This window comes from Candidatus Zymogenus saltonus, from assembly GCA_016929395.1.
In the GTDB taxonomy this organism is placed as follows: Bacteria; Desulfobacterota; Zymogenia; order Zymogenales; family Zymogenaceae; genus Zymogenus; species Zymogenus saltonus.
Genome location: JAFGIX010000069.1, coordinates 56,572 through 69,817, shown reverse-complemented (window position 1 = coordinate 69,817; position 13,246 = coordinate 56,572). Strand labels below are relative to the sequence as shown.

General features: G+C 53.5%; 12 protein-coding genes. 9 read left to right on the top strand and 3 right to left on the bottom strand.

The genetic code is table 11. The annotated features are described in order from the left end of the window. Positions 1–148: 148 nt before the first annotated feature. Complete coding sequence (locus JW984_13540; GenBank protein ID MBN1574215.1) at positions 149–955, bottom strand: tetratricopeptide repeat protein; 807 nt, start codon at positions 953–955, stop codon at positions 149–151. A 38-nt stretch (positions 956–993) separates the two neighbouring features. After that, positions 994–1,470: a hypothetical protein gene (locus JW984_13535; GenBank protein MBN1574214.1), complete on the bottom strand. Its 477-nt coding sequence runs from the start codon at positions 1,468–1,470 to the stop codon at positions 994–996. Positions 1,471–1,903: 433 nt separating this feature from the next. Here JW984_13535 and JW984_13530 point away from each other — a divergent pair, with 433 nt between their 5' ends. The 4 genes from JW984_13530 to JW984_13515 all read left to right on the top strand — a co-directional run bounded on the left by JW984_13530 (position 1,904) and on the right by JW984_13515 (position 6,476). Further along, complete coding sequence (locus JW984_13530; protein ID MBN1574213.1) at positions 1,904–2,761, top strand: MaoC family dehydratase N-terminal domain-containing protein; 858 nt, start codon at positions 1,904–1,906, stop codon at positions 2,759–2,761. A gap of 129 nt (positions 2,762–2,890) precedes the next feature. Continuing rightward, the gene (locus JW984_13525; GenBank protein ID MBN1574212.1) at positions 2,891–3,673 is read left to right on the top strand and encodes a hypothetical protein; all 783 of its coding nucleotides are present in this window, start codon (positions 2,891–2,893) and stop codon (positions 3,671–3,673) included. Between the two features lie 116 nt (positions 3,674–3,789). Further along, positions 3,790–4,521 carry a hypothetical protein gene (locus JW984_13520; GenBank protein MBN1574211.1) on the top strand — a complete coding sequence of 244 codons (732 nt, stop codon included), beginning with the start codon at positions 3,790–3,792 and terminating at the stop codon, positions 4,519–4,521. A 65-nt stretch (positions 4,522–4,586) separates the two neighbouring features. Further along, the gene (locus JW984_13515; GenBank protein MBN1574210.1) at positions 4,587–6,476 is read left to right on the top strand and encodes a tetratricopeptide repeat protein; all 1,890 of its coding nucleotides are present in this window, start codon (positions 4,587–4,589) and stop codon (positions 6,474–6,476) included. 86 nt (positions 6,477–6,562) lie between these two features. On the opposite strand, the gene JW984_13510 is transcribed toward JW984_13515, so the two are convergent. Next, positions 6,563–8,266, bottom strand: coding sequence for a long-chain fatty acid--CoA ligase (locus JW984_13510; GenBank protein MBN1574209.1), 1,704 nt, complete (start codon positions 8,264–8,266; stop codon positions 6,563–6,565). 363 nt (positions 8,267–8,629) lie between these two features. Here JW984_13510 and JW984_13505 point away from each other — a divergent pair, with 363 nt between their 5' ends. The 5 genes from JW984_13505 to JW984_13485 all read left to right on the top strand — a co-directional run bounded on the left by JW984_13505 (position 8,630) and on the right by JW984_13485 (position 13,214). Continuing rightward, the gene (locus JW984_13505) at positions 8,630–9,685 is read left to right on the top strand and encodes a branched-chain amino acid ABC transporter permease (GenBank protein MBN1574208.1); all 1,056 of its coding nucleotides are present in this window, start codon (positions 8,630–8,632) and stop codon (positions 9,683–9,685) included. After that, the gene (locus JW984_13500) at positions 9,682–10,650 is read left to right on the top strand and encodes a branched-chain amino acid ABC transporter permease (GenBank protein MBN1574207.1); all 969 of its coding nucleotides are present in this window, start codon (positions 9,682–9,684) and stop codon (positions 10,648–10,650) included. Before JW984_13505 ends, JW984_13500 begins: the two co-directional genes overlap by 4 nt. A 9-nt stretch (positions 10,651–10,659) precedes the next feature. Then, on the top strand, positions 10,660–11,433 hold the full coding sequence (locus tag JW984_13495; protein ID MBN1574206.1) for an ABC transporter ATP-binding protein: 774 nt from the start codon (positions 10,660–10,662) through the stop codon (positions 11,431–11,433). Between the two features lie 14 nt (positions 11,434–11,447). Further along, positions 11,448–12,236, top strand: coding sequence for an ABC transporter ATP-binding protein (locus tag JW984_13490; GenBank protein MBN1574205.1), 789 nt, complete (start codon positions 11,448–11,450; stop codon positions 12,234–12,236). Between the two features lie 138 nt (positions 12,237–12,374). After that, positions 12,375–13,214 carry a DUF374 domain-containing protein gene (locus tag JW984_13485; protein ID MBN1574204.1) on the top strand — a complete coding sequence of 280 codons (840 nt, stop codon included), beginning with the start codon at positions 12,375–12,377 and terminating at the stop codon, positions 13,212–13,214. Positions 13,215–13,246: the final 32 nt, after the last annotated feature.

The following is a 13,246-nucleotide window of genomic DNA, read 5'->3' as shown; positions in this document are numbered from 1 at the left end:
TTTAGCCGTTAAAAGAAGCACAAATCCTACATCATCTTACCCCTTTTTACGACTATAAAAGTTGCACTTGTGAGTTGAATTCACCTCAAGAAATTAGAGAATTTATGACAATATTAAGGAGGGATTAAATTTATATCTTTCATTTCTATCAATCCAACTCCGCGCACGCATCCGCCTCACCCATGTCGCAAGCCTTCCTGAAGTCTTCAAGTGATTTCTCTTTTTCCCCCACAGCCCGGCGGTTCAGCCCCCGGGTGTAGTAGAAGGGGGCGTGGTCCGGATAGAGGGCGATGGCCTTATCAATATCGGACATCGCGTCGTCGTATCTCCCCCGCTCCCTGTAGAGGTCCGACCTGAGGCCGAGGGCAAACGGGTCGCCGGGGTTGAACTTCAGAGCGACCGAAACATTATTCATTGCCCTATCGTATCTCTTCATAATATAGTAGGTCCGCCCCAGGGCGGTGTAGGTGTTGACATCGTTGGGATTGATGCCGATGGTTTTGTTGAAGTCCGCAATCGCCTCGTCGTACTTTTTTTGGTCCCTCTTTGTAACTCCCCTGTTGTAGTAGGCCAGGGTATTGTTGGAGTCAATGCTTATGGCCTTATCGAAGTCGCCGACCGCCTCTTCGTACCTCTCCTGCTTCTCGTATACGCATCCTCTGTTGTTGTAGGCCATGATGTAATTGGGGTCGATGTTTATCGCCTTCGTGAAGTCGGCGATTGCCTCATCGTATTTTTTAAGCCCGTCGTACACGATCCCCCTGCCGTTATATGCCAAGGCGTAGTCGGGGTCGATCTCTATCGCCTTTGTGTAAAACTCGATCTTCTTGTCGAGGTCATTCTCTTTAAGACCCCTGTTGAACCAGTATTCGGGGTTTTTAGCGCACCCCAGAACAAGCGCCGCCAAGACGACGCCCGCCGCAAACAGGAGCAGCAGGGATTTATAGATCTTCATCTGCCCTCCAAGGAAACAGTGAAAATGGAGACAACGAGTTAGAACAGCACCTTCGACTCGGTCCAGCCGGCGCGCACCACCCGCCAGTCGCCCTCCTCCCGCTTCAGCTTCAGATCGAGGACGTAGCCGCTCCCGGACTCCGGGATGATCTCGGCGCCACCGGTGAATACCAGCTTGACAACGGCCATAGCATCGTCTCCCTTTACTTCGACCTTAATATCCCGAATGAAAATCCCGATTTTTTCGTACCCCTGAAAGTAGACAAACAATAGCCCCTTGATCTGGTTCCTGTCGTTCCCTTCCCTGTCCTTGTACGACTCGGAAACGTGTTTCAACACGCCCCTGATATCCTTGGCCTCCGCCTTCTCCGCTGCGTCCCTGATCAACGCCTCGATCTTCTCCTCGTCGGTGGGCTCCTTGCCGCAGGTGGCAAGGGCAAGGGCCGCCGCTACAAGAATGAGAAACGCGACAATCTTGTAGAGATTGGCTTTGTCGGATAATGTTTTGACGCTCATAAAGACCCCCAAGATATTTTTTAATTGACTAAATGTATCACAGATACTTTTTGGTGTCAATTTCGGCGGCGGTTTTACTAAAAGTCGTTTCACCCCTTTCTTGACACACGCCCCTTTTTCTGGTATTTTTTTGTCTAACATCTTTAATGGATTCCATATCTATTTGGGAGCAAAAACAAGGGAGTAACATTATATGTCATTCCCTTGGGAAGCGGGAATCCAGCCTGTCCCTGCGTATGTAGGGATGAATATCTATCTGGATTCCCGATCAAGTCGGGAATGACAGAATAATGGATTACCAATAGAGTTGGGAATGACAGGATATTTGATCCCCGATCGAGTCGGGAATTACGAAATAATCGTTCCCCTTGTCAAACGGGGAATAGAAAACAAGTAGTGTTCTTTTTCATACACCTTTTTCGTGAGGCCTAAAATGGCTATTAATCGTGATCTTATCGGAAAGACGTTCGGGCCGGTGGACGGGGAGGTCGTAAACAGGGAGGCGATCTACTACGCCCTGGCGACCAACGACTACAACGAGGCCTATATCAACGGGGCGAGAGAAGGGGGAACCGTGGCCCCTCCCCTCTATGCCGTCAGCAAGGACATCGGGGCCAAGGGGATAATGGAAGTGCTGAAGGAGCCGACCCTCGGGATCAACTGGGCGTACGTCGTCCACGGGGAGCAGTACTTCGAGTGGCCCAAGCCCCTTATCCCAGGGACGAAGCTCAAGACCACGGCGACCGTAAAGGACGTCATCGACAAGGGAACCGGCGAGCTTTTAGAGGTAAAGGTGGACTCGGTGGACGAGGCGGGCGATCTCGTGATGAGTTTGGTTATCGGCTTTTTCGAGCGGTGGCCGGATGCCAAGAGGGAGAAAAAGCCGGCCGTCGAGGAGAAGGCGGAGGAACCGAATATCCTCTTCACGGAAGAGATGAAGGTCAAGCTGGGGCAGACCTACATCTACGCGGAGCCCTCGGGCGACCACAACCTGATACACGTCGATCCCGACTTCGCGGTAAAGGTGGGGCTTCCCGGCATAATCCTCCAGGGGCTCTGCACCATGGCCTTCGTCCAGAAGGCGGTTGTGGACAACGCCTGCGGCGGCGACCCTACGAAGCTGAAGAAGCTCAAGGTTAGATTCTCGAGGAACGTCCTGCCGGGAGACACGGTAATCACCAAGGGTTGGCTCACCGAGGACAAGGGTGATACCAAAATAGTCGGCCTCGAGGCCGCGGTCAACAGGGGGGACGTGGTAATCAAGGACGCCTGGGCCGAGGTGGCGAAGTAAGGGAAACTTCGCAACGGGCATTCGAGGTTTGAGGCGACTCCGACAATCCATGTTAAATCGTGGATTTGACGAAGACCATGACCATAAATAGGGTTCAAATTTTTTGTCAAGTTACACATTATGCATGACATGACATTAGTAATAACCGGATATGTTGCATCCACCATCTTTTTCATCGTCCTCGTCTTTATCATCTATCGATCGAGGCGGGCAAAGATGAAGGCCCAACCACTCTATCCGGGACAGGCCAAGGTCGGCCTCTTTACCGGCAGGGCGAAGAAGGCGTTGATAGCCTTTGCCCAGACGAGGGGGCTCACGATCATTCCGGACGACCGGAGCGGCGACCTAAATGCGAGGATCACACAGAGCTTCGGTCTTCCGGATATGGGAAATATCGAGGACATTGTCAAAATTCCCCTCTCCAACGGGGAGGGCTATCTTTACACCCGTTTCCAGGAGACGAGTGATTCTTCATCCGAGACGGCATCGGTATCCGAAAGCCAGTATATCGTCGTGTTCACCGATATACCGATAGCCGAGCGGACCTTCGTGGTTCAGCACATCCCCCTAAAGGGGAGGCTCGCCAAGGCCGTGATCAATTTGGTACTGAACAAGGTCTTTGGGGCGGGAAACGTCGAGCTTATGGAGATAGAGGAGCGCTTCCCCGATTTTGCCAAGGTATACAACGTCTTCACCGAGGATGTGGAGGGCGCGGAAAGGGCGATACTCACGGCCGACGTAATGTTGGTACTTATGACGCACCCTGGGAATAAGCCAGCAAACGTATGCTTTGCCCCTTCGGGATTCGGTATAGTCATCGAGACGAAGATGAAGCGCGCAGAGGAGATAGAGCGTTACGTCACTTGGTCGGAAACCCTCGCCCGGGCCTTAAGCGATATGGGTAAATTTTAAACTTATAAAGCCGTCGCATTTCAGGTTATTGATTTCGCTCTTATGAAGCACTTTAGACGGACACTTAACGGTACCTTTAATTTTACATCAAATCGACAAATTTGAAGGGGCTTTCGGTGTCTAAAACCGAAAACATCATCATTGTTATAATTCTCGTTGTTGTCTTCTACTCCGTCTTTCACTATATTGTTTATAACGTCAGGAGACTGAAAAGGGCGGTCTCCTCTTACGCCAAGTCGAGGGGGCTTTCGGTCGCCGAGAAGGACGAAGACAACGCCTTTGGTAAGATGCTGGAGGATAGGCTCAGCGTTCCACCGGGAGGGGTGTACGGGGACATCATCAGGCTTCCGCTGTCCGAGGGGGAGGGTTATTTCTACAGCGGGTACAAGGGGGTCGAGAGCGGCTCGAAAAAGGGGGCCAGCGACGAGAACCTGAAGTATTTCATCACTGTATTTATGGAGATTCCCATATTGGGGCCCGTTTTTCTCTTTTCCCACTCCGAGGTAAAGGGGAATCTTTTAAAAAAGATGTTTCTACTCGCGATATCGATAGTTCCCGGGCCGGGGGGCAAGAAGGCCCTCGATATTGAGGAGCGGTTCCCGGAGTTCGCCAAGACCCACACAATCTTTGCCGTAAACAGCGAGGATGCCTTTGACGTAATCCTCACCGCCGACGTGGTCGCGATCCTCATGGCCCGGCTCCCCCACACCTATTACAACATCTTGTTTTTACCGGGAGGCCTTATCGTGGAGATCACCCCCCTTTTCAAGAGCTCCGCCGATGTGGAGGTTTTCGTAAGGCTCGCCGAAGGCCTCGCCCGGTATATGGGAGTGAGGGACGATTTTTAAGGGCGGTTTTTTCAATTAAAATAGATCGAATATCAAAATAGAACTTTAACTAAAAAGAGGTTTTTATGAAAAAGGCAGCGTTTACGATCCTCGCACTGATTTTTGTCCTGGTGGTTTTTTGTCTCTACTTCGTCAGGATAAACTCGGTGAGCGATGGATCAAACTTTATGCCCGAGGCAAAGGTAATCGATTCCCTAAAGATGCTTGAAATAGCCGATGAGGACGGCGTTTCGAAATTCGGCGACGCCTCCTTGAGAAGGGAGGGGGGAAACAACATAATCAAGCTCAAGGGGACGCCCTACGAGATGGGCTATCAGCATGGAAAACTCTTGGCCGATGAGATCAGGGAGGGTTGTGTTCCCCTCTTTTCCGATCCGATCTCCAAAAACGTCCAGTACGCCGAGAAGCCGGCGTGGATGAGGTGGCTCCTAATGAAGTACCTCGAGATAAAGATCTTTGCTCCGATTGAGGCTAACACCCCCGGAGAATACCTCGAAGAGATAAAGGGGATAGCGGACGGGGCCGGCCTCGACTACCGGGACGTCTTTATCGCCAACTTCTACTCCGACCTCTCCATGGCCATGGTTCCGGGGGTGATCGGTAAAAAGGCGATCGACTTCGGGCTCGTCAAAGACGCCGGGGGGTGCTCCAGCTTCGCCGCGGCGGGAAGGGCGACCGCGGGGGGAAAGCTCGTCTTCGGGAGAAACACCGACTATTCGGGACAGGGTCTCTGGGGGCCTAACCAAACGATCTTCTTCTGCGAGCCGGAGGACGGCTATCGCTACGTGAGGGTCTCCACGGCGGGGCTTATAAAGTGCAACTCCGCCATGAACGAGATGGGAATGGTGATCGGAGGGCACTTCATGGGATACGACGGGGCAGACCCCGCTGGTGTCTCCTTTACAATATTTGAGAACATGATCATGAGGGGGGCAAAGGACATCGACGGTGCGGCCGAGATCCTGAGGGAGAACAAAAGGGGCGGCGCCTTCGGGTTTCTCGTAGCCGACGGTAAGACGAAGGAAGCCGTCGTCTTTGAATCGAGCCCAGACCTTTTGGGGATAAGGAAAATGGAGAGAGACTCCATAGCCCTGACCAACTTCGCCACGACTAAAGAGCTTGAAAAAGTAGATCTTATGGCGAGATACAGCCTTGTCATGAGGAACCTGATGGGGAGGTACGTGAGGCTCACCCGGCTGATAGAGGAAAATTACGGGAGGATCACGCCGGCCCTGGCCGCTGAGTTCATGAGCGACCACATCGACCCGATCTTGAACGCCGAGAGGAGCTTCGGGCACACCGTCTGCGGCGCAAACAACGTGACCTCGGTAATATTTTTGCCGGCGGACGGCTTCTTCTGGACCGCGGCGGGGAAAGAGCCCGCCTGCGCAAACGAATACATCGGATTCGACTTCTGGGCGGAGTTCGAGGAAAAGCCCTCAAGGGTCTACCCGAAGATTCTTTCCAGCTACCGGTGGAAGAGCAGCGCCAAGAGGGACGGATTTTCCTCATACATGGACGCATACATTGCCTATGAAGACGACTTCAGGAGAATCCGCGAGGCGCTGGCGATGCTGGAGGGGGCCATGGCGCAGGACACTGAAGAGCCCGCCTACTACCGGATGCTGGCGAGGCTCCTGATCGTCATGGGCGACTACGAGGGGGCGGAAAAGCTCCTTCAAGACTCCCTCGAGCTACCCCAGACGCTAAACGAGAGGGGCCTGGCCTGTCTCCTCTCGGGGCAGGCCCTTGACCTCATGGGGAAGCGGGACGAGGCGGTCTTGAAATATAAAGAGGTAATTGCTCTTAAGGAAGAGGCAAAGGACGATCATCTGAGCGGATTAAACGGATTTCTTACTGCCTACGCCGAGAAGTGCCTCGAAAGACCGTTCTCAAGGGAGATGATCCTAAAGGACATCCCCATAGCCTTCAGCCTCCAGGCGGGGTTGGAATAGTTAATAGAAGTCAACAGGCCGACAAGCAAAGAGGGCCCCGAATTTTCCGGGGCCCCCTTTAGACCACCAAATGATCCCTCCCGTCGCTATTTCTTCTTATCTATCTTTTCGAGCTCCATGGCCCTGAGCTCCTTTCTCAATATCTTTCCGACGGCGCTCTTGGGTAGGCTGTCAGTAAACTCGATCAGCTTCGGGACCTTGTATTTGGCGAGCTTCTCCTTGCAGTAGTCGATCATCTCCTCCTCTGTCGCGGTCTCCCCCTCCTTGAGGACTACGTAGGCCTTGACGGTCTCCCCCCGGTATTCGTGGGGCACGCCGATGGTGCAGGCCTCCACCACCTTCGGATGCTCAAAGAGGACCTCGTCGATGTCTCTGGGGTAGATGTTGTAACCGCCGGCGATTATCATGTCCTTCTTCCGATCCACGATGTAGAAATAACCCTCCTCGTCCATGGTCCCAATGTCGCCGGTGTATAGCCAGCCGTCCTTTATCGCCTTTTTCGTCTCCTCCGGTTTTTTGTAATACCCTTCCGTGACCTGGGGACCCTTGATAATAACCTCCCCCGGCTCTCCGATTGCAACCTCCTTCTTGCCCGTATCGATGTCTACAATCTTGACCTCGGTATTAGGCACGGGCAGCCCGATGCTTCCAACCTTTGTCTTTCCGCCGAAGGGATTGATGTGGGTCACCGGCGTCGTCTCCGAAAGCCCGTACCCCTCGCATATCTGGGAGCCGGTGGCCTCCTCGAACTCCTTGATGACCTCCAGGGGCAGGGGGGCGGCGCCGGAGAAGCATCCCTTCAGCGAGCTCAGGTCGTACTTGTTGAAATCCGGATGCCTGAGCATCCCGATGAACATCGTCGGGACGGCTGGGAGAAAGGAGAGCTTGTGCTTGTCTATCGCCTCGAGGATCGGCTGGGGCTCCGGCCTGGGGATATACGCCCCCGCCCAGCCGTTCCATATGCCGAAGTTCATAACGCACGTCATCCCGAAGGAGTGGAAGAATGGGAGGCACGCAACGGCCGACTCCTCCCCCTGAACGAAGCTCGGGTACCAGGCGGAGATCTGCTGGACGTTTTTGCTAAGGTTCCCGTGGCTCAACACGACTCCCTTGGAGACGCCGGTCGTCCCCCCCGTGTACTGGATCGTCCCCATATCATCGAAGGTGAACTTGACCTTCGGGGGATTCGGCTTGTTCTTCCTTATGAGGTCCAAAAACTCGAAGACATCCTGGGTTTTTTCGATCTTTCTGAACATCGCCTTCTTGACGTGGGGAAAGAGCTGTTTTTTCGGAAAGGGAAGGTAGTCGTTTATGTGGCAGACGATTATCTTCTTTAACTTGGTCTTGGGCCTCAAAGCTATCATCCTGGGCGCCAACAGGTCGAGGGTGACAAGATATTCCGATTCCGAGTCGTTCAGTTGATACTCAAGCTCGTGGTCGGTGTAGAGGGGATTGTTGAGAACGAGGGTGGCGCCGGCCATCATGGCACCGTAGTAGGCGATGGCCATCTGGGGGATATTCGGGAGGAGGGTGGCAACCCTGCTCCCCTTCTTCACGCCCATCCCAGCCATTGCGGTCGCAAAGCGCTTGACAATATCCCCGAACTCCCCGAACGTGATCGTCTTGCCCATGAAGTACGCGGAGGGGTTGTTCGGAAACCTCTTCACCGTCCGCTCCATCGCCTCGACGATCGTCGTATCTTCAAACTCGATAGTCTCGGGAACCCCCTCGGGGTAAAACTCCACCCACGGCTTCTTAGATGTTTTTGCTTCGGTCTTCTTCTTTGCCATGATCTCCTCCTTAATATAATTTCAATTATTAACTATATATTTGGTCAATCTTCCTCCGGAATAAATCATACCGTAAAGGTGATATTCAAAAAGATATGCATAAATCCGAATGTGTAGCTAATTTTATATAAGAATAAAGCGTAATGTCAAAGAAAATCTTGAATTTATCAAAATCTTTTGTTATACAGTAACGGACTAATCCCGGGACCCGAAAAGACTGGGAGTGGGAAAAGATGACCGGCTCTAAAAACATAAAGGGGCGAAAACGATAAAGAATCCCCGTTGTCTCAAAAAAAATCTCTTAAAATCGTTTTTTTAGCTTTTCATACAGATGAGGAAGCTCATCCATACAATGTGAATTCCATGAATAAAAGGCACGATTACTACAACGACATCAGGCTTATAAAGAGCGTCCGCTCTGCCGTCGGCGTTATTCTGCTTATAGTCCTTCTCCTCATGTTCCCGATCTTCGCCGGGAAATATTTCGTTTACGTCGCAAACCTCATCCTGATAAACATCATCGTGGCGGTGGGGCTGAACCTCCTCGTGGGGTACACGGGGCAGATATCATTGGGACACTCCGGCTTCATGGCGGTGGGGGCATATTTTTCGGTCATGACTCTTATCCATCTCAAGCTTCCCTTCAACATCGAAACGCCGTTTATCGCCGCCGTCATCCTTTCGGGTTTCGTGGCATCGGTCATCGGTTTGGTGCTCGGATTCATCGCCCTGAGGACAAAGGGTCCCTATCTTGCCATAGTGACCCTCGGCTTCGGCATATTCGTGGAGCAGTCCCTCGTCCTGACCGAGTCGATAACGGGGGGAAGGAGCGGGCTTCGCACCCCCGCCATCAGCCTCTTCGGCCACTCGGTAACCGATGAGGTCTCGATCTTCAGTCAAAAGCTCTCAAGCGAAAATCAGGTCTACTTCATAATACTTTTGGCCGCGCTCTTGTTGATTCTCTTTGCGCTCAAGATCGTGAGATCTAAGGTGGGTAGGGCCTTTATCGCCGTAGGCGATAGCGAGGCGGCGTCTGGCGCCCTGGGGATCAACGTCACCCGCTACAGGACCATGGCCTTTGCCGTGTCAGCGTTTTATGTGGGGGTCGCCGGCGCCCTCCACGCGAACATGATGGACTTCATCGAGCCTTCCCAGTACGGAATCATGATCAACATCGACATGATCGCCATGATCGTGGTGGGAGGGCTCGGCTCAATTTTCGGCTCGATACTGGGGGCGGGACTTCTGACGGTCATCCCCCTCCTTTTTGCGAAGTACAGTTTTGCCAGCGCAATCATCTCAGGTGCCATAATGATCGTCATCGTTATCTTTCAGCCGAGAGGACTGAGCGGGATGCTGTCTCAACTGGCGCTCAAGATAAAGGGCGGAAGATTATACAGGGGGAAGAGAGTAAGATGAATACCCCGGAGACCATGGCATACCTCACGATCCAGGGGCTCGCCACCGGAAGCCTCTACGGGATGATTGCCTTGGGAGTCGTCATGATCTACAAGACGAACGATGTGCTGAACTTCGCCCACGGCAACATGGGGCTCTTCTCCACGTTTTTAATATACATGATGATGACAAAATATACGGGCCCCATATCGGCCCACCTTTTCGATTGGGCCTGCCGTATCGGCATCCTCGGCGGGCTTAACGTGGATAACTTCTCCATCTTAGCGTTTGCCCTCATAGCCGTCCTTACGGCCGTCTTCGCCTTTTTCTTCGGCGTGATCCTCGAGGTCGTCTTCTTGAGGCCCGCGAAAGAGCCGAGCCACCTGGGACTCATCGTCATAACCATAGGCCTCTGGCAGATACTGGACGGCACCATAATCGGGCTCTTCGGGACGGAGGTCTACGCCATGCCGCCGCCCCTGAGCGACTTCAAACTGTTTAAGCTGGGAAAAATCCCAATAGACCAGCTCGATCTGATTATCCTTGGGATAACCAGCTGCATTATCGTCGTCCTCTACCTCTTTTTCAGATTCACGAGGCTGGGGATAGCGATGCGGGCGACCTTTCAGAACAGGGAGGCGGCGGGCCTCATGGGGATAGGCACCAGGACCATCTTCGCCGTCACTTGGGGGATAAGCTCGGTTTTGGCCGCCACAGCAGGAATACTGACTGCGGCCAAGCTCAACCTCGACAACACGGTTATACTGTTTCCGTTTCTCAAGGCCTTCTCGGCGGCGGTCCTCGGGGGGCTGGGGAGCCTCCCTGGGGTCATCATCGGGGGGTGGATGCTCGGCGTCTCCGAGAACCTCTTCGGGAGCTACATATCCATGGGATACAAGACCCCTTTCGCATTCATAGTGATCATCGTCGTTCTGATAATAAGGCCCGAGGGACTCCTTTCGACGCGGATAAAGAGGGGCGTTTAGATGTCATCAATGCCGATACTCAAGGTCAAGGAGTTGTCGATCTCCTTCGGAGGACTCCGCGCCCTGAAAGGTGTCTCGTTTGAGGTGAAAGAGGGGGGGATATTTTCCATCATCGGCCCCAACGGCGCCGGCAAGACCACGATATTCAACTGCATCGGCGGCCAGTGCAGGCCGGACTTCGGGACGATCCGCTTCAGGGATAGGGACATAACGGGATTCAGGCCCCATCAGGTGGCGAGACTCAAGATCGCGAGGAGCTTTCAGAACATGGGGCTTTTCCCCCGCATGACCGTCCTCGAAAACGTCCTTGTCGGCCGCCATATCCACACTGCCGGCGGGATTTTCAGGTCGATGCTGACCTTGAACAGAAGATGCGCAAAAGAGGAGATTGCCCAGAGGAAGGCAGCGGACGGTATAATCGACCTTCTCAACCTGATTTCGGTGAGGGACAAACCGGCGGGGGGGCTCCCCTACGGGACGAAAAAAACCGTGGAGCTGGCAAGGGCGATGGCGATGGAGCCGGAGCTTCTCCTACTGGACGAGCCGTCCGGCGGGATGAACGTCAGGGAGAGGGAGGAGCTGAAACACAGGATAAAGGATATAGCCGTCTCCAAGGATATTACCGTAGTCGTCGTCGAGCACGACATGAACCTCGTAATGGACATCTCGGATGAGGTCCTAGCCGTGAACTTCGGCGAAAAGATTGCCCAGGGCACGCCGGAAGAGATACAGAGAAACCCGGAGGTGGTCAGGGCATATCTGGGAGAGGAAGCGCGGATATGATTCTGGATTTGAAGATGGGAGAGAAAAAAAGAGGGAGAGGCGTATCTAAAGGCGTCTCGCCCGAAAAAGGGGGCCGCAAAAGCCTTCTTGAGCTGACGGGGGTGGAGGTCCGCTACGACGCGTCTGCCGTCGTCTCCGATCTATCCATGAGCGTCGAGGAGGGGAGCGTGGTCGCCCTCCTCGGAGCGAACGGGGCGGGAAAGAGCAGCGTCTTAAAAAGGATCTCCGGATTGATCCGTGGCCGCAGAGATGAAGGGACGATCCTCTTTGACGGCCGTCCCATAGACTCCATGAGGCCGGAGCATATTGTCAGGGCGGGGATATCCTGCGTCCCCGAGGGGCGCGAGCTCTTCGGCGATCTCACCGTATCGGAAAACCTCAAGATGGGATCATATATCAGAAGGGAGAGGGCCGGGATAAAGGAAGACCTCGAAAGGGTAAACGGATATTTCCCTGTACTGAAGGATCGCAAGAAGCAGATCACGTCGACCCTCTCCGGCGGGGAGCAGCAGATGCTCGCCGTCGCCAGGGGATTGATGTCGAGGCCCAGATTGTTGATGCTGGACGAGCCGTCCTTGGGCCTCGCCCCGATGCTGGTCAAGGATATTTTCGGCATAATAAGGGAGATAAACAGGGAGGGGGTGACCGTTCTGATCGTCGAGCAAAACGCCAGGATGGCCCTTGAGGTCGCCGATTTCGGCTACGTCATGGAGACCGGGAGGATCGTGCTCGAGGGCACGGCCGAAAACTTGAGGGGAAACAACATGGTGAGGGAGTACTACCTCGGGGGACGGAAGAAATAAAGGGCGATTTTAAACTCCCCGACACATCGTGGGCGATCCTTCCGCCATCTCAAGCCTCCCTCTCGTTTTATTTGGACGGGTACGATTTTTCTGTTATCATGATGTCTTAAACGGTAAAAAACAATTGCCCAAATTGATATGAAGAAAAAAAACAACGATTTCCCATGGGACATAAAAAATCCCGAGCAATACGGGGTTCACTTCGGCCCCTATGACGACAGTCGTTTCAAGCCGACCCGGCGGCTCATGTTCAAAACCGGGATACCGTCAATGATGCTGATAATCGGCTCCTTTTACAAGTCCTCCAAGGTGTACGTGATAGGAAAGCCCCTCGAAGATGAGCTTCTCTCAAAAGGGAAGGGGATCATCTATGCCCACTGGCACAGATACGCCCAGTATTATTTCATGTACGCAAGCCACAAACGCCACGTGATAATGAGCAGCCACAAGGACAGCGGCGAGGTGGGCGCCCGGACGATGAAATCGGTGGGGATACTAACGGTCAGGGGCGCACCAAAAAAGGTGAAGAAGGGCGGCAGGATAAAGGACATGAAGGGCAAGGAGGCCCTCGACGCCATGATCAAGCTCATCAAAGACGAGGGTTTCCACGCCGGGCTTACGGTCGACGGCCCCTCCGGGCCCGCCCTCGTTTTGAAGAAGGGTCTCGTTCACCTCGCCAGGGAGTCGGGATCTCCGATTTTGGTTATGAGCGCCGCGGCAAGGCCACACTTCACCCTTCCCACCTGGGACGGGATGTGGATGCCGGCGCCACTTTCCAAGATCGTATATATTTTTACTGGACCATTCTACGTCCCGAAAAACGCTGACGACGAGAAGATTGAGGAGATACGAGTCGAGATCGAGGGGCATATGAGGGAGGGTGTGAAGATGGCTGAGCTTTACTGGAAGGACACAGACATAAGGGGAAGGCTGGGAGAGCCGGTTAGAATCGAGACCTACTTTTCCCCGAAGTTTTGACGTGTTATCATTTGATATTTATCGTTTGATAC